The 24,553-nt window shown below is 71.6% G+C and carries 22 protein-coding genes and 2 pseudogenes; 10 read left to right on the forward strand and 14 right to left on the reverse strand.

Annotated features, from left to right (window positions below; translation table 11 throughout):
- The first annotated feature begins 43 nt into the window (after positions 1–43).
- Positions 44–727, forward strand: a complete 684-nt coding sequence (locus IE178_RS08855) for a MerR family transcriptional regulator (protein WP_193511849.1) — start codon at positions 44–46, stop codon at positions 725–727.
- Positions 728–970: 243 nt separating this feature from the next.
- A complete protein-coding gene (locus IE178_RS08860; RefSeq protein ID WP_184762533.1) occupies positions 971–1,366 on the forward strand; it encodes a VOC family protein in 396 nt (131 codons plus the stop codon).
- Positions 1,367–1,381: 15 nt separating this feature from the next.
- On the opposite strand, the gene IE178_RS08865 is transcribed toward IE178_RS08860, so the two are convergent.
- Positions 1,382–1,864, reverse strand: coding sequence for a GNAT family N-acetyltransferase (locus IE178_RS08865; protein WP_193511850.1), 483 nt, complete (start codon positions 1,862–1,864; stop codon positions 1,382–1,384).
- A 55-nt stretch (positions 1,865–1,919) separates the two neighbouring features.
- The gene (locus IE178_RS08870; protein WP_184762531.1) at positions 1,920–2,093 is read right to left on the reverse strand and encodes a hypothetical protein; all 174 of its coding nucleotides are present in this window, start codon (positions 2,091–2,093) and stop codon (positions 1,920–1,922) included.
- 469 nt (positions 2,094–2,562) lie between these two features.
- Between IE178_RS08870 and IE178_RS08875 the strand changes: the two genes are divergently transcribed.
- Positions 2,563–3,012, forward strand: a complete 450-nt coding sequence (locus IE178_RS08875) for a hypothetical protein (RefSeq protein WP_193511878.1) — start codon at positions 2,563–2,565, stop codon at positions 3,010–3,012.
- Positions 3,013–3,056: 44 nt separating this feature from the next.
- Here the strand turns inward: IE178_RS08875 and IE178_RS08880 are convergent, their stop codons facing one another.
- The 6 genes from IE178_RS08880 to IE178_RS08905 form a co-directional block, all read right to left on the reverse strand.
- Positions 3,057–4,550: an SDR family NAD(P)-dependent oxidoreductase gene (locus IE178_RS08880; RefSeq protein WP_184762530.1), complete on the reverse strand. Its 1,494-nt coding sequence runs from the start codon at positions 4,548–4,550 to the stop codon at positions 3,057–3,059.
- 100 nt (positions 4,551–4,650) lie between these two features.
- Positions 4,651–6,081 carry a wax ester/triacylglycerol synthase family O-acyltransferase gene (locus IE178_RS08885; RefSeq protein ID WP_193511851.1) on the reverse strand — a complete coding sequence of 477 codons (1,431 nt, stop codon included), beginning with the start codon at positions 6,079–6,081 and terminating at the stop codon, positions 4,651–4,653.
- Between the two features lie 233 nt (positions 6,082–6,314).
- Positions 6,315–8,945 carry a PA14 domain-containing protein gene (locus IE178_RS08890; RefSeq protein WP_193511852.1) on the reverse strand — a complete coding sequence of 877 codons (2,631 nt, stop codon included), beginning with the start codon at positions 8,943–8,945 and terminating at the stop codon, positions 6,315–6,317.
- 201 nt (positions 8,946–9,146) lie between these two features.
- On the reverse strand, positions 9,147–10,367 hold the full coding sequence (gene glgC, locus IE178_RS08895) for a glucose-1-phosphate adenylyltransferase (protein ID WP_184762527.1): 1,221 nt from the start codon (positions 10,365–10,367) through the stop codon (positions 9,147–9,149).
- A 51-nt stretch (positions 10,368–10,418) separates the two neighbouring features.
- Complete coding sequence (gene glgA / locus IE178_RS08900) at positions 10,419–11,570, reverse strand: glycogen synthase (protein ID WP_193511853.1); 1,152 nt, start codon at positions 11,568–11,570, stop codon at positions 10,419–10,421.
- Between the two features lie 38 nt (positions 11,571–11,608).
- Positions 11,609–12,412, reverse strand: a complete 804-nt coding sequence (locus tag IE178_RS08905) for a (2Fe-2S)-binding protein (RefSeq protein WP_244971861.1) — start codon at positions 12,410–12,412, stop codon at positions 11,609–11,611.
- Positions 12,413–12,622: 210 nt separating this feature from the next.
- On the opposite strand from IE178_RS08905, the gene IE178_RS08910 reads away from it, so the two are divergent.
- Entirely contained in the window at positions 12,623–13,780 is a 1,158-nt protein-coding gene (locus IE178_RS08910) for a DMT family transporter (protein WP_193511854.1), read from the forward strand.
- Here the strand turns inward: IE178_RS08910 and IE178_RS08915 are convergent.
- On the reverse strand, positions 13,770–15,053 hold the full coding sequence (locus IE178_RS08915) for a transglycosylase family protein (protein ID WP_193511855.1): 1,284 nt from the start codon (positions 15,051–15,053) through the stop codon (positions 13,770–13,772). The two genes, IE178_RS08910 and IE178_RS08915, sit on opposite strands and share 11 nt — an antisense overlap.
- 421 nt (positions 15,054–15,474) lie before the next feature.
- Here IE178_RS08915 and gnd point away from each other — a divergent pair, with 421 nt between their 5' ends.
- Positions 15,475–16,914 carry an NADP-dependent phosphogluconate dehydrogenase gene (gene gnd / locus IE178_RS08920; protein WP_184762522.1) on the forward strand — a complete coding sequence of 480 codons (1,440 nt, stop codon included), beginning with the start codon at positions 15,475–15,477 and terminating at the stop codon, positions 16,912–16,914.
- 507 nt (positions 16,915–17,421) lie between these two features.
- On the opposite strand, the gene IE178_RS08925 is transcribed toward gnd, so the two are convergent.
- Genes IE178_RS08925 through panD form a run of 3 tightly spaced genes read right to left on the reverse strand, consistent with a single transcriptional unit; the run spans position 17,422 to position 18,887 of the window.
- Positions 17,422–18,075 carry an aspartate/glutamate racemase family protein gene (locus tag IE178_RS08925; RefSeq protein WP_193511856.1) on the reverse strand — a complete coding sequence of 218 codons (654 nt, stop codon included), beginning with the start codon at positions 18,073–18,075 and terminating at the stop codon, positions 17,422–17,424.
- Between the two features lie 13 nt (positions 18,076–18,088).
- A complete protein-coding gene (locus tag IE178_RS08930) occupies positions 18,089–18,439 on the reverse strand; it encodes a GNAT family N-acetyltransferase (protein ID WP_369075342.1) in 351 nt (116 codons plus the stop codon).
- Positions 18,440–18,467: 28 nt separating this feature from the next.
- On the reverse strand, positions 18,468–18,887 hold the full coding sequence (panD, locus tag IE178_RS08935) for an aspartate 1-decarboxylase (protein WP_193511857.1): 420 nt from the start codon (positions 18,885–18,887) through the stop codon (positions 18,468–18,470).
- A gap of 610 nt (positions 18,888–19,497) precedes the next feature.
- Here panD and IE178_RS08940 point away from each other — a divergent pair.
- Positions 19,498–20,229, forward strand: a complete 732-nt coding sequence (locus IE178_RS08940) for a hypothetical protein (RefSeq protein ID WP_193511858.1) — start codon at positions 19,498–19,500, stop codon at positions 20,227–20,229.
- Between the two features lie 4 nt (positions 20,230–20,233).
- Here IE178_RS08940 and IE178_RS08945 read toward each other — a convergent pair whose 3' ends face one another.
- Together IE178_RS08945 and IE178_RS08950 are read right to left on the reverse strand one after the other, a co-directional pair.
- Entirely contained in the window at positions 20,234–20,800 is a 567-nt protein-coding gene (locus tag IE178_RS08945) for a hypothetical protein (protein WP_193511859.1), read from the reverse strand.
- Positions 20,801–21,199: 399 nt separating this feature from the next.
- Complete coding sequence (locus IE178_RS08950) at positions 21,200–21,385, reverse strand: hypothetical protein (RefSeq protein WP_193511860.1); 186 nt, start codon at positions 21,383–21,385, stop codon at positions 21,200–21,202.
- A 452-nt stretch (positions 21,386–21,837) separates the two neighbouring features.
- Between IE178_RS08950 and IE178_RS08955 the strand changes: the two are divergent.
- From IE178_RS08955 to IE178_RS08965, 4 genes and pseudogenes are all read left to right on the forward strand, one after another.
- Positions 21,838–22,920, forward strand: a pseudogene (locus IE178_RS08955) (WD40 repeat domain-containing protein); the annotation flags it as partial.
- A 19-nt stretch (positions 22,921–22,939) separates the two neighbouring features.
- Positions 22,940–23,104: pseudogene (locus IE178_RS36590) on the forward strand (hypothetical protein); the annotation flags it as partial.
- Between the two features lie 99 nt (positions 23,105–23,203).
- Positions 23,204–23,950: a WD40 repeat domain-containing protein gene (locus IE178_RS08960; RefSeq protein ID WP_318279924.1), complete on the forward strand. Its 747-nt coding sequence runs from the start codon at positions 23,204–23,206 to the stop codon at positions 23,948–23,950.
- Positions 23,951–24,022: 72 nt separating this feature from the next.
- On the forward strand, positions 24,023–24,292 hold the full coding sequence (locus tag IE178_RS08965; protein ID WP_438874360.1) for an integrase core domain-containing protein: 270 nt from the start codon (positions 24,023–24,025) through the stop codon (positions 24,290–24,292).
- The last annotated feature ends 261 nt before the right edge of the window (positions 24,293–24,553 follow it).

Consider the following 24,553-nt stretch of genomic DNA (forward strand, 5'->3'; position numbering starts at 1 on the left):
CAGGGGAAAGCCGGAGAAAGCCAGAGGGGAAGCGGGAAGGCACGTGAGGATCTCGGAACTCAGTCGCCGCAGCGGGGTGCCCAACGCGACGATCAAGTACTACCTGCGCGAGGGCCTGCTGCCGCCCGGCCGGGCCACCGCGGCGACTCAGGCCGAGTACGACGAGACCCATCTCAGACGGCTGCGGCTGATCCGCGCGCTGACCGGCGTGCGCGGACTGTCCGTCGCTGCGGCCAAGCAGGTCCTGGACGCCATGGCCGAGCACCGGGGCGACACGCACGAACTGCTCGGCATCGCCTTCGGCATCCGGCCGGCCGGCACCGGCGCACCGGGCACCGCCGACGACGACCGCAGCGCCGAGCATCCCGAGGCCGCCGCCCTGGTCGACGCGATGGGCTGGTCGGTCTCCGCGGGCAACCCGGCGCGGCAGATCATCGACCGGACCCTCCAGACCCTGCGCTCGCTGGACATCGAGTACGACTGGCAGGCGCTCCTCCCCTACGCCGAGCTCGCGGAGCGGACGGCCCGGCACGATCTCGACCGCATCGAGACGATCACGGACCCGCTGGAGAAGGCCGAGCACGCGGTGCTCCTGACCTTCCTGCTGGAACCGGCGCTGATGGCCCTGCGCCGGCTCGCGCAGGAGAACGAGTCCACGGCACGCCACGGCGGGGACGGACCGGCCTCGACCGCCCGGCCGGCGCCGCCGGAGGGACATGGCCCGTAACGGCGTTGCCGTGATCGACCGAAAGGACCTAGGGTCGGCCGGGTGACTGCCGGGTCGGCCGTAGGCCATTCACGTAAGGCGCTCCCGGCCTCGGTGTGAGGCCCGTGCGGGGCATGCCCCCGCTCGCGCGAGGCGGCCGGGCCACAGCCCGTGGCCCGCCGCACCTCTCCGCGTCCCCTTTTCCCGTCGCGCGCCGCCGCGCGGCCTCACCCGTGGAAACCGACACCGGAGACGAATCCAGCCATGCCCGAAGCACCACACGTCCAGTTGAACCACACCGCCGTCTACGCCAGTGACCGCCGGCTCTCCGCCGAGTTCCTCGCCGGGATCCTCCACCTGGAGGTCGGCGCGCCGTTCGGTCCGTTCCTGCCGGTCGACCTCGGCAACGGCGTGACCCTCGACTACTACGAGAAGAGGGACGAGCCGATCCAGGGGCAGCACTACGCGTTCCTGGTACCCGAGGAGCGGTTCGACGCCATGATCGCGCGCCTGGAGGCGGCCGGGGTCACCTACTACGCCGACCCCGGCCACACGGAGCCGGGACGGGTCAATGATCTCTTCGGCGGTCGCGGCGCCTACTTCGACGATCCGGACGGCCACAACATGGAGATCATGACCCGGCCCTACGTCCGGCCCTGAGGCCGCGCCCCGCCGTCACAGCGCCCTGTACATGATGTGCAGTCCGACCAGGCCGTGCCGGGGATGGTCGAAGGCCTCGGGCACCGTCCCGAGGATCGTGAAGCCGAGTGAAGTCCACAACGCCACGGCGGGGTTGGTCTCGACGACGGCGTTGAACACCATGCCCCGGTAGCCGGCGGCCCGCGCCTCGGCCACCACGTGCTCGGCGAGGCGGCGGCCCACGCCCCGGCCGGCCCGGTCGGGGTCGACCATGAAGCCGGCGTTGGCGATCCCCGCGGCGGGGCCGCCGTAGTTGGGCGTGAGATAGGCGGAGGCGACGACGGTGGAGGTGTCGCCCTCGACGACGTACACCTGTTTCGCCGGGTTCATCCACAGGGCCCGGGCGACCTCCTCGGAGGTCCCCGGGTCCCAGGCGTAGGTCTCGCCCGCGGAGACGATGCGGTGCCAGAACGGCCAGATGCGCGGCCAGTCGTCGTGGCTCGCTTCCCTGATCAGCATGAATGCGAGTCTGGCACGTCCGCGGGCGCGGCGATCTCGGAGGGGGCGACGCGTGTCAGTCGACGCTGGGCAGGATGTGCGGCTCGGCGAGGTCGTCCTCGTAGCCCGCGAGGCGGATCGGGGCCGAACGGGCCCACACGTCGAGGCTGCCGAGCTCGCCGGGCCTGCGGGGGGCACGCTCCGGGCGTTCCTCCGGGCGTTGTTCGCGTTTCGTCTTCTCCGGTGTCACCGCGCACTCCTTATGTGTCGGTCCCCTCGGGACGCGCCGCGCCGGCCCTGCGCCTGGCGTCTGACGTCCGCTCGGGTCAAGTCGAAAGCCGTTCGGACGCGGTGGCGCCGGTAACTCGAGGGAGAGCAGGCCGTTGTGAACCGGCTGGTCCCATGACGGACCGTGGGTGCGGGTTGGACCCTTTCTGCTGTCCGTCCGCATCAGAGTAACCAAATGAGCGGCCCCCCGCTCGATGGGGCTCGAAACCGTCGGTAACAATCACGCGACAGAGGGCGCTCAATCAACCTCAATATGCTCCTATTTGGTCATTCGTGCGACGTCCTGGAGTCACTCATTCGGAGTACCCGGGCGTCGACGCCTTCGACAAGGCCGTGTGGTCATGGCGCAGTTCAAGTCCCGTTGGCCGACACGCAAGGTCGACATGATCTGCTGCCGCACGGCAACGGCCTACTCCCGGGAGGACCGGCGCATGGAGCTGCGCACCGTCGAGGAGCTGATGGACCTGCTGTACGCGTGCCGGGGCACGCGGGACGTCACGGGCCATGACCGGGCCCCGGTCGACGCCCACGACCACGCCCTGCGGACCGCCGCGTTGCTGCGCCGCGGCCGGCCGGCGGACAAGGAACTCCAGGTGGCGGGCCTGGTCCGGCCCGTCGGCCGGCTGCTGTGGCCGGGCGAGCCGGCGTCACGGGCCGACCGCGCGGCGGACGCGATACGGGCGCTGCTGGGCGAGCGGGTGGCCGGTCTGGTCCGGCTCCACCCCCGGCTCGGCCTTCCGGCCGACGACGACCTCCTCACCCTGCGGGCGGCGGACGAGGAGGCCCGCACCGCCTGCTTCGACGCCGGCGTCCTGGAGGACTGGCGCACCGTGCTCGAGCTGCTGGCGGCGCGCAACTCCCGCTTCGGCATGGTCGACTGACGCGTCCGCCCCGGAGGGGGAGTTGCCCGTCGGGCCGCCGTACGTCACCACCTGCCGGGCGCGTAGTCCTTCAGGAAGACGCCGTACAGGTCCTCGCCCGCCTCGCCGCGCACGATCGGGTCGTAGACCCGGGCCGCGCCGTCGACCAGGTCGAGCGGGGCGTGGAAGCCGGCATCGGCGAGGCGCAGCTTGTCGAAGTGGGGACGCTCGTCGGTGATCCAGCCGGTGTCGACCGAGGTCATCAGGATGCGGTCGGTCTCGAACATCTCGTGCGCGCTGGTCCGCGTCACCATGTTCATGGCGGCCTTGGCCGCGTTGGTGTTGGGGTGGCCCGCGCCCTTGTAGCCGCGGGCGAAGACGCCTTCCATCGCGGAGACGTTGACGACGTACGCGCGCCCGGCGGACGCCCGGCGCGCGGCCTCGGCCATCGACGGACGCAGCTTGCTGATCAGGATGAACGGCGCCGTGTAGTTGCACAGCTGGGTCTCCAGCAGCTCCACCGGGGAGATCTGCTCGATGGTCTGCACCCAGGTGTTGGTGTCGACGACGTCGGGGACCAGGCCGCCCGCGTCGATGGCGGTGCCGTCACGGTGCCGGACCACGCTGGCGTTGCCCGCGACCAGGGCGAGGTCGGCCACCTTCTGCGCGTCGAGTCCGCTGACGCCGACGGGCAGCGCGGTCAGTCCGTCGACCGCGCCGGAGTTGAAGGCGCCGATGACGTGGTGGGCGGGCAGTTCACCGGCCGGCAGGGGGGCGCTCTCGCCCTCGACGAGCGCGGCGTACGCGGACGGCAGACGGCGTACGGTCTGGGTGGCGTTGTTGATCAGGATGTCGAGCGGGCCCTGCCGCGCGACCTGGTCGGCCAGCGCGACGGCCTGGGCCGGGTCGCGCAGGTCTATGCCGACGACCTCCAGGCGGTGGATCCAGTCCGCGGAGTCGTCCATGGCCTTGAAGCGGCGGATGGCGTCCTTGGGGAAGCGCGTGGTGATCGTGGTGTGGGCACCGTCGCGCAGCAGCCGCAGCGCGATGTACATGCCGATCTTGGCGCGTCCGCCGGTGAGCAGCGCCCGCTTGCCGGTGAGGTCGGCGCGGGCGTCGCGCCGGGCCCGGTTCTCGGCGGCGCAGTCCTGGCAGAGCTGGTGGTAGAAGTAGTCGACCTCGACGTAGCGGGTCTTGCACACGTAACAGGAGCGGGGGCGCTGGAGCACTCCCGCGATCGCGCCGGGCTCGACGCGGGAGGACGGCAGGATGCCCTCGGTCTCGTCGTCGATGCGCTCGGCCGAGCCGGTCGCGGTGGCCTCGGTGACCGCCTTGTCGTGGGCGGTCTTGGCGGCCCGGCGTTCCTGTCGGCGGCGCTGCTTGACCGAGCGGTAGATGTGCGAGGTGGCCCTGCGGACCAGGATCGCGTCGGGGTGGTCCACGTCGATCTTGTCGAGTTCCTCGAGCACGCCGAGGCACACGGCGAGCCGCTCCGGGTCGATGCCGGGCCCGTGTGCCACCGCGTCCGTGGCCTGGGGGCCGTCCTCTGTCACCGTCATCGCCGCTGCCGTTTCCCGCTCTGCCTCGCGGCGCTCCGTTCGCATCCGCTGTCGAACGGGGGATTTTACGGAGCGCCGGGCCGCAGTACCAAACCCGCGTCTACCGGTGATCGCAGGCGGTGATCAGCGTGCTCACCTCCCCGGTCACCGCGCGGGCCAGGCGGTCGAGGTCCGGGACGGCCGCGCCGTCGGCGACCAGCCCGTAGTGGACGTGTCCTCGGTAGGTGGAGACCGCGACCGCGAGGGAGTGTCCGGGGGCCAGCGGGGCGAGCGGGAAGACGGCCCCGAGCGGGTCGCCGCCGAGTTTCAGCCCGAAGCCCGGCAGCGGCACGCTGGTGACCAGGACGTCGAACCAGATGCGGGCCGCCTGGCCGAGCAGCGGCCCGCCGAGCCGGTGGCCGAGCGGCGGCACGTGGTCGGCGAGCAGGGCGACGGCGCCCGCGCCCCGGTGCGGACCGGCGTCCTTGTTGCGGTCCATGGCCGTACGCACCTGCGTGAGGCGGGCGAGCGGGTCCCGCTCGCCGACGGGGAGCCGCATCAGGTACCCGGAGAGCCGGTTGCCCTGTGGGTGGGCGGTGCGCGGCCGGCGCCGGGAGACGGGGACGAGGGCGCGGGGCGCGACCCCCTCGCTGCCGTCGCCGCGCTCGTCGAGCCAGCGGCGCAGCGCGCCGGCGACGACCGCGATCAGGACGTCGTTGACGGTGCCGCCGGCGCTCTTGCGGATCCGGTGCACGTCGTCCAGGTCGACCACCACTCCGGCGGTACGGCGGGTGCCGCTGGGCGCGCAGGTCAGCGCGGGCGAGGAGCGCACGTCGAGGGTGGCCCGGGCGACGGCGGCCCCGATGTCCAGGGCCCGGCCCGCGTCCGACAGGGCGCCGCGCACCAGGCCGGGCACCTCCCGCACGTCCGGGAGCAGCCCGCGTGCCGGCTCGGTGGGGCGGGGCCGGGGCGTGGGCAGGTCCGTGGGGTCCATCAGCGCGGCGGCGAGGGTGAGTGCGCGCAGCCCGTCGGCGAGGGCGTGGTGGAACTTGAACAGCACGGCGAAGGAGGCGCCGTCCTCACCCGGCAGCACATGCGCCTCCCAGGGCGGCCGGGTCCGTTCCAGCGGGCGTCCCATGAGCCGCCCGGCCGCGGTGTGGAAGCAGGCGGCCGGAGGGTGCAGCCGGACGTGGTCGAGGGGGTCGAAGGCGGGGTCGGGCTCCCGGGTGGCGCCGCCGAAGGCGAGCGACCGGCGCAGGGCGGCGGCGAGCGGCTGCCGCAGGGCGGCGGCGAGGGGCTCGCCGGGGGCCGGCCACGGACGGCGGAGCGCCGACAGGGACTCCCGCAGCCCGAGCGGCTGCCAGGTGTCCCGGATGCGCATCCGCAGTCCGGGCACGGCGGCGGCCCGGGCGGCCAGCAGGTCCACCGCGTGGGCCGCAGCGGAGGGCGAGCGGGCCGAGAAGACGCCGAGCGCCGCGAGGTGCATCGGGTGACCGGCGGACTCGATGTTCCAGAAGGCGAGGTCGAGGGGAGCGAGCGGGTCTGCGGTCATGGGCGGTGCCTCGCGTCGACGACGGGACGGATCAGCAGTCAATCGCTCCCGGCCGATTACGGTCAAGTACGATCTGGCTACACATAGTTAACATCAGATGACGCGTCCGCCCCTCCCACCGGTGCGGCGGGAGGGGCGGGACTCGGTCGAAGGGCGGGGCTACAGCGGCACGGTCACCGCGTCACCGGGTGACAGACGCCACCCGTACGGGCGCCACCCGTCGGAGGAACCGCTCATCGCGCGGCACCCTCGGCGGCGGCGCAGCCCGCGGGCTGCGCTCGGGAGGCGTCCCGGATCAGCGCCTCGTGCGCGGCCTTCACGCGAGCCACGTCCGGCTTCGTGACGCGCCGGTCGTAGGTGAGCAGACCGTTGAGTTCGCCCTCCACATCCGTGATCTGGGTGTACACGGCGCCGTTGCTGCCCCGGCACACCAGCGCGCGCACCTCGTCGAGCTTGGTGAGGTAGTCGTCGGTGTAGGTCGCCGGGTCGACGTCGACGTACGACTGCTGCACCGGCCAGGCGTGTCCGGGCACGGCGAGGCCGAGACCGCCGTACTCGCCGCTGACCAGGGCACGTCTGCCGTCCGGGCGGGGTGGGAGCGCCGGGCTGGGATAGCCGTGCTCGTCCATGATGTCGCCGGCGTTCCCGTCCGCGCCGAGGTTGAGCCCGGACTGGTTGTTGACCAGCCGGCTCGGGTCCCAGGCCTTGGCCTGTTCGGCGATCCGGCCGATGTCGTACTGGCCCCAGCCCTCGTTGAAGGTGACCCACATGACGATCGACGGGCTGCTGATGTGCTCGTCGATCATCTGTTTCATCTCGCGCTCGTAGCGCTCGCGGGACTCGGGGCCGGGGTTCACGCCGGCCGTCATGGCGGGCATGTCCTGCCACACCAGGAGCCCGAGCCGGTCGGCCCAGTAGAACCAGCGGTCCGGTTCGACCTTGATGTGCTTGCGCACGGAGTTGAAGCCGAGCTCCTTGTGCGCCCGCAGGTCGTACGCGAGGGCCTCGTCGGTGGGCGCGGTGTGCAGGCCGTCGGGCCAGAAGCCCTGGTCGAGGGTGGCCATCAGGAAGACGGGTTCGCCGTTGAGGACCGTGCGCGGCACCCCGTCGATCTGCTCGACGGCGATGGAGCGCATCCCGAAGTAGCTGCCGACGCGGTCGGCGCCGACGGTCACCTTCAGCCGGTACAGGAACGGGTCGTCGGGCGACCACAGACGCGGGTTGTCGATCCTCAGGGTCAGCGGTTCCCCGGTACGGCCGGTCGCCGTGGCGACCTTGCGCCGTCCGTCGTACGCGGTGGCCCTGACCGGTACGCCGTCCCGGACGCCCTTCGCCTCCACGGTGAGCCGCTCGCCCGGCACGTCCGGGACGAGCTCGAGGGAGTCGACGTGGTCGCGGGCGACCGGTTCCATCCAGACGGTCTGCCAGATGCCCGAGCTGGGCGTGTACCAGATGCCGCTGGGGTCCAGGCGCTGCTTGCCGAGCGGCGGGTTCTCACCGTCGGCCGCGTCGGTCGGGTCGTACACGCCGACGATGAGCTCCTGGGAGCGGCCCGGCTTCAGCGCGTCGGTGATGTCGGCGCCGAACTTGTCGTAGCCGCCCTCGTGCGCGGCGACCTTCGTGCCGTTGACGTACACCTCGGACCGCCAGTCGACCGCGCCGAAGTTCAGCCGCAGCCGCTGGCCGGAGCCGATCTCCCAGTCGCGGGGCACGGTGAAGGTGCGGCGGTACCACATGCGGTCCTCGTGCCGCTGGATCCCGGAGAGCTGGGACTCCACCGGGTACGGGACGAGGATGCGCTCCTTCAGGGTCTTGCCGACGGGCGGCTGCTCGCCCTCCTCGGCGGCGGCGAACTGCCAGCGGCCGTTGAGGTTCCGCCACGCGTCGCGGGTGAGCTGCGGGCGCGGGTACTCGGGCAGGGCGTTGTCCGGGCCCACCTCGTCGGCCCACTTCGTGCGCAGTTCGTGGGTGGAGCGGTTGGGGCCGCTGCTCAGGAACGCGTCCACGGGGTCACCGTCTGCGGCGGTCAGGCCGCCCCGGCCGTCGTAGCGGATGTCGGCGCTGCCGCGGGCCGTGCCGGTCCTGTTGCCGACGACGGGCTCGGCGAGGGTGACGAGGAGCGCCCTGGGGTCGGCCGGGTCGGGTTCCGCCGACTCCAGGGGCCAGTCGGCGCCGCCGATGACGGCGTCGATGTGGTCGGTGAAACCGGCCGGAGGTGTGGCCAGCGGCTGCGGGAAGTCGAGCTTCAGGGTGCGGCCTGAGGCGAGGACGGTGGCGGAGAGGGCACCGTCGTAGTCGAAGCCCTCGGGGAGGCGGAACGCCGACTGCGGGACGGGTTCCTTGGTGCCGCCGGGCTCGGTCCAGCGCAGGTGGAGGTTGGAGCCGCCGTAGTGCTCGAAGTACTCGACCTTGATGTCGTAGGCCCGGCCGGCGGTCAGTTCGACCGGCTCGGCGGTCTGTTCGCGGTCCCAGTCGTCGACCCAGTGGTCGATGGCGAGCCGGCCGTCGATCCACAGCCGGAAGCCGTTGTCGGCGGTGACCGAGAAGGTGTGGGCGCCGGTCGTCTCCGGCACGATCCTGCCGGTCCAGCGGACGCTGACGTCGTCCGACCGGCCGGTGGTGAAGTTCAGTCGCGGCTCCAGGTTGTCGAAGTCCAGGGCGGAGTCGAAGGCGGTGGCCTTGAGCTCGTGGAAGTCGAAGGCGCCGGGGGCGGACTGGGTGTAGTACTCACCCTTCAGTCCGTGGATCTCCACCGGGTCGTCCTCCGCGGCGGTCGCGGCCGGGCCGGCCGCGGTGAGTCCTGCGACTCCCAGTGCGGCGGCCAGGAGTAGTGCGAAACGGTTCCTGAGTCGTCTGATGCGCACGGATCCTCCGTCGGTGAGGAAGGTGACGGCTCGCTGCTCAGTACATGTACCTGTTCTGCGTGTTCTGTTCTGTGCGTTGCACGGGCCCGTACAACGTTGTCACGAACAGTAGTTGGCATAACAGCACGGATTCCGTCACACGTCCAGGGACATGACAAAGGCCCCGGTGGCCACAGCCGACCGGGGCCCGCGCACCCGCACCTACGGCACGCGCTGTCCCTTCCCGAGCGCGATCACCCCGCCCTTGGACACCGTGTACAGCTCCGCGTCCCGCTCCGGGTTGACGCCGATCGTCGCGCCCGGCGGCACCTCGACGTTCTTGTCGAGCACCGCGCCGCGCACCACCGCGCCCCGCCCTACATGGACGTTGTCGTGCAGCACCGAGCCCTGCACCACGGCCCCCGGGTCGACCACCACGCCCGGCGACAGCACCGACCGCGTGACCTGGCCCCGGATCAGACACCCGGCACTGATGATCGACTCGCTCGCCATGCCGCCCGCGTTGAACCGGGCCGGCGAGAGCTGGCCGGAGTGCGTGTAGATGGGCCACTGCCGGTTGTACAGATTGAACGCGGGGCGCTCGGCGATCAGGTCCATGTGCGCCTCGTAGTACGCGTCCAGCGTGCCGACGTCGCGCCAGTAGCCCTGGTCCCGGGTGGTCTCGCCGGGCACGTGGTTGGAGCTGAAGTCGTACAGATGGGCCTCACCCCGGTCGGTGAGCTGGGGCAGGATCGAGCCGCCCATGTCGTGCACCGAGTCCTCGTCCTCGGCGTCCCGCTGGAGCGCCTCGATCAGGGCCTTGGTGGTGAAGAGGTAGTTGCCCATGGAGGCGAACACGCACTCGGGGTCGTCGGCGAGGCCGGGCGGGTCGCTGGGCTTCTCCAGGAAGCGCTCGACGGTCCGGCCGTCCGAGCCCGGCGTGATCACGCCGAAGGAGGAGGACTCCGAGCGCGGCACCCGGATCCCGGCCACCGTGACGCCGGCGCCGCTCTCGATGTGCTGGGCGAGCATCTGGCTCGGGTCCATGCGGTAGACGTGGTCGGCGCCGAACACCGCCACGTACTCGGGCCGTTCGTCGTAGATCAGGTTCAGCGACTGCAGGATGGCGTCGGCGCTGCCCAGGTACCAGCGCGGGCCCAGGCGCTGCTGGGCGGGGACCGGGGTGACGTAGTTGCCGAGCAGGCTGGACATCCGCCAGGTGGTGGTGATGTGCCGGTCCAGCGAGTGCGACTTGTACTGGGTGAGCACGCAGATGCGCAGGATGTCACCGTTGACCAGGTTGGACAGGACGAAGTCGACCAGGCGGTACGTCCCGCCGAAGGTGACCGCCGGTTTGGCGCGGTCCGCCGTGAGGGGCATCAGACGCTTGCCCTCGCCGCCCGCCAGCACGATTCCCAGGACCGAAGGACCACCACGACGCATGGCCGCTCCCCTCACGCCGAATTTCCCCAAGACTGCCCCGGACGGGCCGGACTAAGCCTGTTCGAGGATCTCCTCGTACAGCCCGACCGTCCGGCGGGCCACCGCGTCCCAGCCGAACTCCGAGACCGCCCGCTCCCGTCCCGCCTCGCCCATCCGCCGTGCCGTCGCCGGGTCGCCGAGGACCGAGTCGAGAGCCCGCGCGAGACCCGCCTCGAAGTCGTCGTCCGGCTCCACGAGTACCCCCGTCGAGCCGTCCGCCACGACCTCCGGGATGCCGCCGACGCGGGACGCGACCACCGCGGTGCCGCACGCCATGGCCTCCAGGTTGACGATCCCGAGCGGCTCGTACACCGAGGGGCAGACGAACACGGCGGCATGCGTGAGCAGCTGGATCACCTCCGGGCGCGGCAGCATCTGCGGGATCCAGTGCACGCCCTCGCGGGCCCGGCTCAGCTCCTGGTACTGCTCGCGGAACTCCCGGTCGATCTCGGGTGTGTCCGGGGCTCCCGCGCACAGGACGACCTGCGCGGCCGGGTCGATGCCGCGCACCGCCCGCAGCAGCTGGGGCACGCCCTTCTGCCGGGTGATCCGTCCGACGAACAGCACGTACGGGCGGGAGCGGTCGAGGCCGATCCGGTCCAGGGCGTCGGTGCCGGGGTCGGGACGGTACAGGTCGGTGTCGATGCCGTTGTGGACGACACGCACCCGGCCGGGGTCAAGGGCCGGGTAGCAGGCCAGGATGTCCTCGCGCATGGCACCGGAGACGGCGATCACCGCGTCGGCGGCCTCGACGGCGGTGCGCTCGGCCCAGCCGGACAGGGCATAGCCGCCGCCCAGCTGCTCGGCCTTCCAGGGGCGCAGCGGCTCCAGGGAGTGGGCGGTCAGCACGTGCGGGATGCCGTACAGCAGCTTCGCGAGGTGGCCGCCGAGGTTGGCGTACCAGGTGTGGGAGTGGACGAGTTCGCGGCCCTGCAGGGCGGCGGCCATGGCGAGGTCCACGGAGAAGGTGCGCAGCGCGTCGTTGGCGCCGTCGAGCGCGGACCAGGGCCGGTGACGCAGCACGCCGTCGGTGCGGCCCTCGCCCCAGCAGTGCACCTCCAGGTCCACCAGCGGCCGCAGTTCCCGGGCGAGGAACTCCACATGGACCCCCGCGCCGCCGTACACGTCCGGGGGGTACTCCCGGGTCAGCAGTCCGACTCGCACCCGTGAACTCCCTGTCTCGGCGGACGTTCCCTTCATGGTCACGCAAGTGGGGCGCGTGGGGAAGAGCGGGGCGGCCGTGGGAAGCAGCAGTCGCCGCAGACGCCCCCGCCGGGCACCCGGTAGTACAGGCAGCAGCTGCGGCGCCGGAAGGCGGTGCCGGTGAGGGTTCCGGTCCCGCTCAGCAGGGGGTGCGCGAGGAGTTCGCGGGTCAGGGAGGCGGCCCGGGCGGCGACGTCCGTCCGGCCGTGGCCGCGCCCCCAGCGGTCCAGTTCCCGGGCGGCGCCCGCCAGCGCGGAGGCGGCGTTGCCGCGCAGCAGGCCCGGCGCGAGGCGGTGGCGGGCGCGCAGGGCCGCCGCGAGGGGTTCGAGGTGGCCGCGCAGCACCAGTTCGGCGATGGTCGCCGCGTCACCGGGCAGCGGCCGTACCCCGGTCAGCCACAGATCGTCGGGGGCGCTGCCCTCGGGGTCCCACAGCAGCAGCGGCGGGGCGAGGTCGGGGACGGCGCCGTACAGGGCGGCGCTGCCGAGGGCCACGGACCACAGGCGGGCGGCGAGCCCCTGCTGGGCCACCGACGCGGCGACCCGCGTCTCGGGGGTGCGCAGGGCAGCGGCGACTCGGCGGACCCGCGAGGTCAGGAAGTCGCCCTGAACATCCGGACGCCCGGGGCCGTATGCCTGGGCGAGCGTGGGCAGGCGGCGGTGCGGCACTCCCGCCGTGCGCGGGTCGGTCACTCCTGCCGTGCGCGGGTCGGTCACTCCTGCCGTGCGCAGTACGAAGAAGCCACCGAGCCGGTGGAGGGCGGTGAGAGGCGGGTCGAGGTCCACGAGGTGCAGTAGTACCAAGTTTCCTAAGGGAAGCCACCAAGGGTTCCCGGTCGAGGGGCACCCACCCTGGGTATGACGGGGTCGTCGTCGTACTCCATCGGCAGTAGGACTCATCGCGTGCTCAGGGACGACGACGGGAACAGCCTGGCACGGCATCGTGTTGGTTATGAAAGCCGACCGTTCGCCGCGCCGGGTCCACCGCCCCGGCCTCACGCAGAGGAGCAGCCGATGAGCTCCCTCGCGTTGTCCGTGCTGCTGTCGTTCGTCTCTGCCGTGGCGTACGCCGGCGGAGCGATCGTGCAGGAGCAGGTCGCGGTGTCCTCGCCCGACGCGCAGCAGTACGCACCGCTGCGCCGGCCGGGCTGGTGGGCGGCGGTCGCGCTCAACGGCCTCGGCGGACTCCTGCACGTGGTCGCGCTCGCCTACGGCCCGCTGAGCCTCGTACAGCCGCTGGGCGCGCTGACCATTGTGTTCGCGCTGCCCATGGCCGCGCTGTTCGTCGGCCGCAAGGCCGGGGCGACGGCGTGGCGGGGCGCCATCATGGCGACGGTCGGGCTCGCGGGTCTGCTCTCCCTGGTCGGCGCGTCCGACGCGCAGTCGCTGGACACCGCGCAGCGGGTGGCGGCGGCGCTGGGGACGGCCGGGGCGGTCGTGGCGCTGATGATCGCGGCCCGGGCCGTGCACCGTCATCCCGCGGTCCGCAGCATCCTGCTGGCCACCGCGTCCGGTGTCGCGTTCGGCATGTCCTCCGTCTTCACCAAGACCGTCGCGGTCGACTGGACCGGCGGGGTCACGGCGGCCGACCTGCCCTCCCTGGCGGTGATCGGCGTCCTCGCCACGGCGGGCATGCTGCTGTCCCAGGCCTCCTACCGGGGCGCCGGACTCGCGGCCCCGCTCGCCACTCTGACGGTGGTGAACCCGGTGGTGGCGGCCGCGGTCGGCATCACGATGTTCGGCGAGACCTTCCGCTACGGCACGACCGGCACGGCGCTCGCGCTGAGCTGCGGCGTGGTGGCGGCCGGCGGACTGATCCTGCTCACGACGGAGCGGCTGGCCCGCGAACAGCGGGAGGCGGAGGCGGCCGACGGCGAGGCCCTCGTACCGGGTTCCGCAGCCGAGGCGGGTCCTGCCGTCGGTTCCGCGGCAAGGACCGCCGAACAGCCGCCCGCCGACCCCGCCGAGCGGCTGCTGGCCGAACTCACGCTCCCCGGGCTCCCCGGGCTCCCCGAGGACGTGCGGATGCCGGTTCCCCTGCCGTCACCGGCCGGCGCACCGGACGACATGGCCGCCGTCACGGTGCCGCTGGTGTCGTACGCGCCGTTCTACGGCGGCCCGTACGTCCCGGTGCCGGCGGTGGACCGGCACCGGACCCGCGTCAAATCCTGACGCCGCCCGCCCTGAGGTAGGCGACCGGGTCGACGTCCGACCCGAAACCGGGCCCCGTCCGCACTTCGAAGTGCAGATGCGGGCCCGAGCTGTTGCCGGTGGAACCGGAGCGGCCGATGCGCTGGCCCGCGGTGACGGACTGGCCGCCCTTCACCGAGATCGCCGACAGATGCGCGTACTGGCTGAAGCGGCCGTCGGCGTGCCGGACCACCACCTGGTAGCCGAACGACCCCTCCCAGCCCGCGCTGACGACCGTGCCCGCGGCGACCGCCTTCACGGACGTGCCGGTGGGAACGGGGAAGTCGATGCCGGTGTGGTAGCCCTTGGACCAGGCGGATCCGGCCTTGTGGTACGGCGTGCCGAGCGAGGCGCTGACGGGGGCGACCAGGCCGCCGCCGGCCTGCTCGGCGCGGTCGGCCCGGTCCTCGGTGCGCTGCGGAGCGGGTTTCCTGTCCGCCTTCTTCCCCTGCGACGTGGACTGTTTCCTCTCGGCCGACCCGGCCGGTTTCGACGCCCTCTCGGGCGCCTTGGCCGTCCCGTCGGGCAGTGCGAGTCGCTGGCCCGGCACGATGAGGTGGGGGTCGGTGCCGATGGTCGAGCGGTTGGAGTCGTACAGCCCCCGCCAGCCGCCCCGGAGCCGCTCGTCCTCGGCGATCTGGGAGAGGGTGTCACCGCGGACCACGGTGTACATCTCGGCGCGGCCCGCCCGCGACTGGGGTGTGGTGTGCGGTTTGACGTCCTCGACGGAGGACCGGCGGGTCGTGTCGCCGCCGCCCGCCCTGTTCTTCGTGCTCTTCGTGCTCTTCGTGCTCTTCTCGCCGTCGGCGCCGCCGTCCGTCTTCTTGTCGTCGCCCCTGGACTTGTCGCCGGCCGGCCGGATGTCGGGAGTGTCGCCGCCCCGGGTGAGTCCGGCCCGTTCCGAGCACACCGGCCAGGCTCCGGGGCCCTGTCCGTCGAGGACCTTCTCGGCGACGGCGATCTGCTGGTCCTTGGTGGCCAGATCCGCACGCGGCGCGTAGCGGGTACCGCCGAACGCCTCCCAGGTGGACTGGGTGAACTGGAGACCGCCGTAGTACCCGTTGCCGGTGTTGATGTCCCAGTCGTTGCTCGACTCGCACGCGGCGACCTTGTCCCAGGTGGCCACGTCGGCCGCCTGGGCGGCGCCCGTGCCCAGGAAGGGGAGCGCCATCCCGGCGCCGCCCGCGGTCACGGTGAGTGAGGCCCGGTTGATCCTGTTCGGCTGATACCGGCGATGCCGGCCGCGCACGGCCATGGAATCCCCCTCGACAATGCGTCAGGAGGGGCAAAAGTATGCGTTGCGAACTGGCTGTGACAAGACGGCTATCGGCCGCACGGATGCGCCAAGTGGCCAGGAATCGGCGGACGTTGCGCCCCCCTTCGTGCCCGAGGCGGAGCGTGCGCGGGCGGGTGTGCCCGTCCGCTGGGGCACGCGGGTGTGTGCGCCGGCCCGGCGCTCGGGATGAGCACGGCGTGACCGTGGAATTGCCACACAGTGACCCCGTAGTGAGTGCGCCAGGTACCTTCGCCCGTATGTGCCTGCGCGGTGTCGTGCGACCCGCGCGTGCGCACGCACGTACGGCACGTCAGGATGGTCGATGGCGGGACTGGCGGGCATCGAGCGGCAGCACCGCCACCCGGCGGTACCGATACCAAGGTCATTAGGAGCCACCCCAATGAGCAGTTCAGCGCAGATCGGCGTCACGGGGCTCGCGGTCATGGGCCGCAACCTCGCACGCAACTTCGCCCGCAACGGTTACACGGTCGCGGTGCACAACCGGACGGCGTCCCGCACGCACGCGCTGGTGGAGGAGTTCGGGCACGAGGGCAGCTTCGTGGCGGCCGAGACGGCCAAGGAGTTCGTGGCGGCGCTGGAGCGGCCGCGGCGGCTGGTCATCATGGTGAAGGCCGGCGAGCCGACGGACGCGGTGATCGAGGAGTTCGCCCCGCTGCTGGAGCCCGGCGACATGATCATCGACGGCGGCAACGCCCATTTCGCGGACACCCGCCGCCGGGAGCGCGAGCTGCGCGAGAAGGGCATCCACTTCGTCGGTACCGGTATCTCCGGCGGCGAGGAGGGCGCGCTGCACGGGCCGAGCATCATGCCGGGCGGTTCGGCGGAGTCGTACGACTCGCTCGGCCCGATGCTGGAGAAGATCTCCGCCAAGGCGGCCGACGGCGCACCCTGCGTCACGCACGTCGGCCCGGACGGCGCCGGCCACTTCGTGAAGATGGTCCACAACGGCATCGAGTACGCCGACATGCAGCTGATCGGTGAGGCGTACCAGCTGCTGCGCGATGTCGCCGGGTACTCCCCCGCGCAGATCGCGGACATCTTCCGCACCTGGAACACGGGCCGGCTGGACTCGTACCTGATCGAGATCACGGCCGAGGTGCTCTCGCACGTGGACGCGGCCACGGGCAAGCCGTTCGTGGACGTGGTGGTGGACCAGGCGGAGCAGAAGGGCACGGGCCGCTGGACCGTGCAGATCGCGCTCGACCTGGGCGTGCCGGTGTCGGGTATCGCGGAGGCGGTGTTCGCCCGTTCCCTGTCCGGCCACGCGGCGCTGCGCGAGGCCTCGCGCGGCCTCGCGGGGCCGAAGGCCACGCCGCTGAGCGAGTCGGAGGCGGCGGCGTTCGCCGACCGGGTGGAGCAGGCGCTGTACGCCTCGAAGATCGTGTCGTACACGCAGGGCTTCCACAAGATCGCCGCGGGCAGCGAGGAGTACGGCTGGAACATCGACCTCGGCTCGGTCTCCGCGATCTGGCGTGGTGGCTGCATCATCCGGGCGGCCTTCCTGGACCGTATCCGCGCCGCCTACGACGCTCGGGCGGACCTGCCGAGCCTGCTCTCGGACGAGACGTTCGCGCGGGAGATCGCCGACGCGCAGGACGACTGGCGCGAGGTGCTGGTCGCGGCGACCCGCCAGGGCGTGGCCACGCCCGGTTTCGCCGCGGCGCTCGCCTACTACGACGCCCTGCGCGCGGAGCGGCTGCCTGCCGCGCTCACCCAGGGCCAGCGGGACTACTTCGGCGCGCACACCTACCGGCGCACGGACCGTGACGGCTCGTTCCACACGCTGTGGGGCGGGGACCGCTCGGAGGTGTCCGCGTAGGAGGGACCGGGCGGGGGCTCGTGGCCCCGTGACGTGCCGCTGACAGGGCGGTGGACTGCCTTCGGGCGGTCCACCGCCCTGTCGTTTCCGACGTCCGGTCAGCTCAGCGGCGGGCCCGGCTCCGGGTCGGGTACCGGCTCGGGGCCCGGCGGGATCGGTGAGGGCGACGGCTCGGGCGGGCCCGGAGCGGGCGGGCCCGGGGTGGGGTTCGGCGGTGTGGGTGCCGGTGCTGGTGTGGGTTCCGGTCCCGGGGGCGGCTGCGGGGGGCGCGCCGGGTCGGGGTAGGGCTCGGGGTGTGCGGGGTCCGGGCCCGGCGTGGGGCCCGGCGGGACGGGATCCGGATACGGGTTCGTCATGACGGGTGTCCTCCGGCCAGTCGGTCGACGTCGGCTCTGGACTACTCCCCCGCCTACCCGACGCCCGCGTCTCCAGTCACCCGCGCGCGTGACGGCACGGGGACCAGGTGGCGCATCACGGGCGGGCGGGGCGAGAAGGGCTCGGCCGCTGCTATCGGGCGTCCGCCTGTCGCAGGGCCACTGCCGCCGCGCCCGCCGCGAGTCCCGGACGTGGACTGGACAGCACCGGGACCGTGGCCGTGGTGAGCCGTTCGGCCGGAGCCATCGACGCCTGGGCGAGGACGATCACATCGGCGCCGGTGACCGCGTCGGCCGCGTCCGCGATCCGACGTACGTACCCCTCGGCATCCCCCGCTTCGAAGCGCTCCCAGGCCCCTGCCACCCACACCGTCCGCACCTCGACGGCCTGGCCGGCCCTCCGGGCCTCCTCCTCGATCAACGCCACCGTCGGCCGCAGGGTGCTCTCCAGTGCGGCGAGGACGACGACCCGCGGCCCGGCGGCCACGGCCACGCCCGCCATGGGCCGGTCCACGCGCAGCACGGGAACGCCGGCCCGGGCGGCGGCCTGCTCCGCGATGTGGCCGATGGTCGAGCAGGTGCACAGCACGGCCCGGGCACCGCCGTCGACGGCCTCCCGCACCCTCGCCCGCACGTCGTCGGCGACGGCGGCGGGACCCGTGGCGCGGGCCCGCTCCAGCAGTTCTTCGGCGACGAAGTGCCGCAACTCCAGGCCGGGGTGGCCCTCGTCGCGCAAGGCGTCGAAGACGGGCACGTGGACGGGTGAGGTGTGCAGGAGCGCAAGCATGCGGGCCCTGTCGTCAGAACCGCTCGGGATGCGCCGACAGCCACGCCTTCGCCGCCCGGATCAGCTCCGGACCGGCCGCAGGGGCCTGCTCGGGATGACGTTCAACCCATTTGATGACGTACGGGCAGAGCGGAGCGACGGCACTGTCCTCGCGGGCGGCGACGGCGTAGAGCTCGCGGGCGAGGGATCCGGCGATGCCGTTGCCCTCGTGGGCGGGCTCCACGATGGTGTGCACCGGCACGAGCGCGCGCTCGGGGGCATCGAGGACGAAGTACTCGATCCGCCCGACGACCTCGCCCTCTGTCACCGCCTCGAGCCGGCCCGCCGCCCGGTCGTCACGGATCTCGAAGTCACCCATGGCCACGTCACGCTCCTGCCTCGGTCTGCGCCGGTCAGGCCGTGACGGCCTGCGGGCTGCGCTCCTGGTCCGACCCCGGCACCGGCTCGGACGGGTCGGCCCCCAGAGCCACGATGCGGTTGTCGCCGTCCACATGCACGACCCGGGGTTCCAGCGCCCGCGCCTCGGCGTCGGTCACCTGAGCGTAACTGATGATGATCACCAGATCACCGGGGTGCACGAGATGGGCTGCCGCCCCGTTGATCCCGATCACCCCGGACCCCCGCTCGCCCTCGATGACGTAGGTCTCCAGCCGGGCCCCGTTGGTGATGTCGACGATGTGCACCAGCTCACCGGGCAGCAGATCGGCGGCATCGAGCAGCTCGGCGTCGATCGTCACGGATCCCACGTAGTGCAGGTCGGCCTGGGTGACGGTGGCGCGGTGGATCTTGGACTTGAACAGAGTACGCAGCACTTTGGACTCCTGGAAGACGGCTCCCTGCCTGCTTTGTGCAGGTCAAGGGCGTCCCTCACTGTACATCGGCATGCCTTCGGCTCGAAGACATACAGGAAAATCGTGCGTTGCTGTGACCAGGCTTGCCGCCTGCGTATTTCTGCGCCAGCAGGCTGCCGCGAAGCCACCGACTGGGCGCACGCACGAGGAGCCGTGCGGGACTGATGCTGAGTGGATGCTAACTTACCTGACGTCTCATCAGACATGTCGAGAGTCCGCGACATTGGCCTGCTCGGGGGCTAATTCGATCCCGGCTCGCAGGCGAGTGCGAGAGCGGGAAGGGAGAGCCGACCAGCACGCTCCCCCACCACACGATCGAGCGCTTCCGCGTCATTTCCCCTCTTCGCCATGCCCAAGGCGCAGGGGCAGTCGGGGGCTGGTCGCCACCGCCGTCCTGCACGGCCGCGTGCACGGCCCACCCTGCGGCAAGACCGTCCGGGCGGTGCTGACGACGCCGGTCGAAGCATGGCGCACACGGCTTCGCCCTCGCCCCGTCGCGGGCGCCGGAAGGGCTACCCACTCACCGCCGGTAACGCCAGATCTGCCGCAACCGCAGAGCCTCCACGGCCCGATGAGTCTCGAGCTCCGCATCAGGGACGGGCTCCCGGCCGAGGCCGAGGCGCACCTGGCGATAGAGCCGGTGCGGGGCGGCTACGGAATTGTCGATCAGTGTGGACAGGAGCGGCTCGTCAGCCGGTGTGCCCCGATCCACCACGACAAGCAACGCGACCTGGTCGTCGGGGTGCAGGCACGGGAGCTGCCCACCCGCCCGAAGCCGGAGGTCGCCCCAGCTCAGAGGAGTGCCGTCGGCGCGGGCCAGTTCTTCAAGGATGTCGCGGACCGTGGGGGCCAGCTTCTCGATCCTCTCGGCCGGCAGGCGGTCGTCTTGCGGTGGCTCGGCGGTGCGTCCCGTCCGCGCCGATGTGTTCCGCGAGGCGGCGGCCGCCTGGGCGGAGCGCTCGGCGGACCTTCGGTCCTCCAGCCTGCTCTGCCACCGCTCGACGAGCTTGGTTTCCGCGGCGGGCAGTGGTCGGGCGAGCTGATCGCGATGTTTCCCGATCTCGTCGAGCAGCCGCAGCAGGTCCTGGGTGGGCCGGTGCCCATGGGTCCGGTCCAGTTCACCGAGCAGGCGTCGGATCTTCCTGAGGTTCGGATCCTTCTTCTCGACCGGCTTCGGTTCAAGAGCCTTGGCCGGTTTCGGGTCGGGAGCGACGGCCCGACGCTCCGCCCTGGCCGGGGTGACGGTAATGGGGCGGCCGATCAGACCGATGAGGAGGTCCAGGACGCGGTCGCCCTCTCCTAGCCAGTCACGGAGGGCCCTCCGGCTCGCGGCCGATGCCGTCGTCGCGGATCACCCCCTCGGCACGCAGCTCCTCGAGCGCGGGCGTGATAAGGCCGCTCTCGGTCATCCGGCAGAGCTCCAGCGGAACCCAGGGCGTCTTCTTCCCGTCGGTCGCGGTACCGATGAACACACGACGGTCATTGCCCTCGGTCTCGCACCGCACGAGGAGGGCGTACCCGCGCCGCGCCACCATGTCGCGAGCAAGCGCGTCATCCCGGCCGAACACCCACTCGATACGGCCTTCCTTCGCGCCCAGGCTGTCCGCCGCCTTGCGCCAGCTCCGGTAGTCCTCCGAGTGGAGCTCGAACCGGAGATGCATTCTCGTGCGAGGCAGCCGGAAGTCCACGGCATCGCCGTGGCAGTGCCCGAAGCTGCGCAGTTCACCCTGGGCCGCGTACCCCTGTCCGGCCAACCAGCGAGTGACATGGGTTTTGACGAACAGGTGGTCGGCGCCGTCCGCGCTGTGGCTGGCCCGGTGGCACTCCCCGCGGGCGGGGTCGGCTTCGTGGGCGAAGTGACAGACCCTCGTCACATGCCGTTTGGGACGCAGCGGTTCCCCGCAGCCGCCGAGCAGCGTGCCGCACCAGAAGTCGCTCCTCCCGAACTAGCGGATGAACTCATCTAACTTATGCGGTTGTTCAGGAAGAATCACCGGCTGGTCCGAGTCGCGGCCTCCGATGACCACGCTCTGGATGAGGCAGGTGTCGATCTGCCCCAACTCTGGATCCTCCGATGAAGACGTGAGACGACCATCTTGGGGGACAAGGGGGTGAGACAAACTGTGACACGCGTCCTTCGACAGCACCACATGCCCTGCATGCGAAAAGACCTGGTCGGGGGAGAAGCTCAAGGACTCGGAAGTCCCCCGCCCCGAACACCGCGCGCCCGCTCCGCGCGAAGTCGTTCACAGCTGGAGCGGTGGTGCCGGTGATCATCCGATGAGGGTGTGCAGGGCCGGAACGCTGCCGCCGGCACTCAACACACCCGCGATGGCAGCTGCCGCGATCGGGGCCCCGGTGAGGACCGTCAGACAGCCGATGACCATGCCAATGACGACGGCTGCCAGGAGGACGACGGCAGTGTGTAGGGACAGGAAGGTGTCAGGTGGAGTGGACATGCCTCGACTCTGGCCTGCTTCACCACTCTGACCTGCAGGGATCGAACGGATCCGGCGAACGCCGATCACTCACGCAACTCCTCCATACACAGCGGGTGTTCGGCCGAACACCCGCCGCACGACCGCGTCCCGCACGGGTTGTACGAGACTGTTCCGTCAAGTTCGGTGCTGTTCGGTCCGAAGGCCCCTATGCTGCGGATGACTTGGGACAGCGTGGGGGGACGAAGCCCATGGGAGAGCATGCGGAGCCCACCGACCGGGCGGGCACGTACGAGGAGGCGCTGCGGGATCACGCTGCTCACCTGAGCCGTCTAAGGGTGGAGCGGGGCAATCCGTCGCTGCGTGCCATCGAGGCCCGCGCGCGAAAGTTGTTCGCCCAGGAGCAAGCATCGTTGCCGATCGCCACGCAAAGCGCGGCACTCGGCGGCAAGTACGTGAGCGTGGACAAGGTGATGCTGCTCGTGCGCACGCTGCTGTCCTGGGACGAGTACGGCCAGGAATGCCCACCGCCTGACCGTAGATCACCCGTGCTGGAGCCGTGGCGTGCCCGGTGGGTCGCCGTCGCGTCAGCACGGCCGACGCGACGACTGGCTCGCCCCCTGCGGCAGGAACCGGTGAGCGGTCCACTGGAGACCTCGTCCACGGCAGCTCCCTCGCCCCGCTACACCCTCGCCTACGCGCCGCTGGTGCACACGGGCCCGGTTGTGTCGGCGGCGTTCTCCCCGGACGGGCGGCTACTCGCCACGGGGAGCGCGGACAACACCGTCCGGCTGTGGGACTCCGCTTCCGGGGCTCCGGCCGGGGAGGCCCTCGCCGGCCATACCGAGGGGGTGGCGTCGGTGGCGTTCTCGCCCGACGGACGGCTGCTGGCCACCGCGAGCGCCGATCACACGGTGTGCCTGTGGGACACCGTGTCCAGGGCTCCGGTCGGCGAACCCCTAGGTGGCCACACCGACGAGGTCTGGTCGGTGGCGTTCTCCCCGGACGGGCGGCTCCTGGCCACCGCGAGCGCGGACGAGACCGTACGGCTGTGGGACACCGCCACGTACACACCGGTGAGGGACGCCCTCACCGGCCACGGCGATCCGGTCTGGTCGGTGGCGTTCTCCCCCGATGGCTGCCTGCTCGCCACGGCGAGCCGCGACAAGACCGTGCGCCTGTGGGACCCGGCCACCGGCGCCCTCGTCGGCAGGCCCCTCGTCGGTCATACCGACGACGTCGAGTCGGTGGCGTTCTCACCGGACGGGCACCTACTGGCGACAGCCTCCTCCGACGGAACCGTGCGGCTCTGGAACGTGATCACGGGAGCCGCCGCCCTCGCCCCGTTCACCGGTCACACCGGCCCGGTCTTCTCGGTGGCGTTCTCCCCGGACGGCCAGTTGCTGGCCACCGCCAGCCGGGACAGGACCGTGCGGCTGTGGGATCCCGCGACCGGGGTGAATGTCGACGAACCGCTCGACGGGCACACCGATCAGGTCTGGTCAGTCGCCTTCTCCCCCGACGGGGGCCTGCTCGCCACCGCCGGTCACGACAACACGGTGCGCGTCCACCGGCATGGTGGGCCTCGCACACCGGCACCCGTCCTCGTGGCCAACTCCGCTCTATGGGCGGTCGAGCACGCCCTCTCGCAGGGGCACCACGTGCCGTTGCCCCCCCCTGCACGGCGGTTGCGGAGGCTCTCTCCATTCCGTGGCGTTCTCCCCGGACGGTCGGCTGCTTGCCTGCGCGGGCACCGACGGGACGGTGCGGCTGTGGGACCCTGTCACCCGCGCCCCGGCCGGCGATCCCCTCACCGGGCACACCGAACGGATCCGGTCGGTGACGTTCTCCCCTGACGGACGGCTGCTGGCCACCGCCAGTGACGACGAAACCGTCCGCCTGTGGGACCCTGCTACCCGCCTCCCCATCGGCAACCCGCTCACTGTTCAGGACGGCTCCTGCCTGTCAGTGGTGATCTCCCCCGACGGACGCACCCTCGCCTGCGCCAGTAACGATCCCCTGCTGTGGGACACGGCGACGGGCGCCCTCCTCGGCGAACCCCTCGCCGGCCACACCGACACCGTCGAATCCGTGGCGTTCTCACCCGACGGACGGCTGCTGGCCACCGCCAGTGACGACGAAACCGTCCGCCTGTGGGACCCTGCCACCCACCTCCCCATCGGCAACCCGCTCACCGGCCACGAGGGCGGCGTCGAATGCGTGACGTTCTCACCCGACGGACGACTGCTGGCCACCGCGGGCCACGACGGGACAGTCCGTCTGTGGGATGCCGTGACTGGCTCTCCCGCCCGTGAACCTCTCACCGGCCACACCGGTCCGGTCCTCTCGGTGGCATTCTCACCCGACGGATATCTGCTGGCCGCCGCGAGTGGCGACGGCACCGTACGGCTGTGGAACACGCTCACCCGACACCCTGTCGGCGAACCCCTGGCCGACCACACCGACCGGATCCACTCCGTCGCATTCTCCCCCGACGGCCACTTCATCGCCTCGGCCGGAAGTGACGGGCTCGTGCGCCTGTGGGCAGGCCGTTTCCGACTGTCAGTGGTTCATCCGTCCGGTTGAGGCTCCCCCCCCCCGGTTCAGGAGCGTCTGAGTGCGGCACAGGACGCAAGCAAACGGTCAACGTCCTCCTCACTGCTATGGGGGAGCCAGTTCCGAACCGCTCGCGGATCGGCTCGGCAATACTGTTCGATAGAGAGCACGATCGGACTGTTCAAGACCGAGCTGATCAAGCCCCGGCGGCCGTGGAAGACGCTGTCCGACGTCGAGCTCGCCACCGCCGAGTACGTCGACTGGGACAACCACCGACGACTCCACGGTGAGATAGGCCACGTCCCGCCCGTCGAATACGAAACCAACCACTACCTCGCAAACACGAAACCCCAGGTCACAACTAACATCTGAGATCTCTACCGAACTCGGAACGGTTCACCTTCTCCCTAGGCGAGGTGGTGGAGGTAGAGGCAGTAGGCGGCGGCTTGCCCGGCGCCAGCGGCGTATTGCGACGACACCGCGCTCACCTTCCACACCGCCCTGGCGGCCCGGTAGGCCACCACCTCTGTGGAGCGGGGTCTGTGTAGCGAACGGTGGAACTCGGTCGGTTTTGTTCAGCGGCGTCCGGCGGTGAGCCGGCCGTCGAAGGTGATGTCGAAGGCTTGGAGCGCG

The organism is Streptomyces griseoloalbus (assembly GCA_014650015.1).
Taxonomy (GTDB): Bacteria; Actinomycetota; Actinomycetes; order Streptomycetales; family Streptomycetaceae; genus Streptomyces; species Streptomyces griseoloalbus.

Excerpts from the sequence above, each read along its gene's own strand:
- glgC (WP_184762527.1), bottom strand. The coding sequence starts at position 10,367 with ATGCGTCGTGGTGGTCCTTCGGTCCTGGGAATCGTGCTGGCGGGCGGC.
- IE178_RS08880 (WP_184762530.1), bottom strand. The coding sequence starts at position 4,550 with ATGACGGTGACAGAGGACGGCCCCCAGGCCACGGACGCGGTGGCACAC.
- IE178_RS08875 (WP_193511878.1), top strand. The coding sequence starts at position 2,563 with ATGGAGCTGCGCACCGTCGAGGAGCTGATGGACCTGCTGTACGCGTGC.
- IE178_RS08950 (WP_193511860.1), bottom strand. The coding sequence starts at position 21,385 with ATGTCCACTCCACCTGACACCTTCCTGTCCCTACACACTGCCGTCGTC.
- IE178_RS08885 (WP_193511851.1), bottom strand. The coding sequence starts at position 6,081 with ATGACCGCAGACCCGCTCGCTCCCCTCGACCTCGCCTTCTGGAACATC.
- IE178_RS08865 (WP_193511850.1), bottom strand. The coding sequence starts at position 1,864 with ATGCTGATCAGGGAAGCGAGCCACGACGACTGGCCGCGCATCTGGCCG.
- IE178_RS08925 (WP_193511856.1), bottom strand. The coding sequence starts at position 18,075 with ATGCTTGCGCTCCTGCACACCTCACCCGTCCACGTGCCCGTCTTCGAC.
- IE178_RS08915 (WP_193511855.1), bottom strand. The coding sequence starts at position 15,053 with ATGGCCGTGCGCGGCCGGCATCGCCGGTATCAGCCGAACAGGATCAAC.
- IE178_RS08910 (WP_193511854.1), top strand. The coding sequence starts at position 12,623 with ATGAGCTCCCTCGCGTTGTCCGTGCTGCTGTCGTTCGTCTCTGCCGTG.
- gnd (WP_184762522.1), top strand. The coding sequence starts at position 15,475 with ATGAGCAGTTCAGCGCAGATCGGCGTCACGGGGCTCGCGGTCATGGGC.
- IE178_RS08940 (WP_193511858.1), top strand. The coding sequence starts at position 19,498 with ATGAGTCTCGAGCTCCGCATCAGGGACGGGCTCCCGGCCGAGGCCGAG.
- IE178_RS08860 (WP_184762533.1), top strand. The coding sequence starts at position 971 with ATGCCCGAAGCACCACACGTCCAGTTGAACCACACCGCCGTCTACGCC.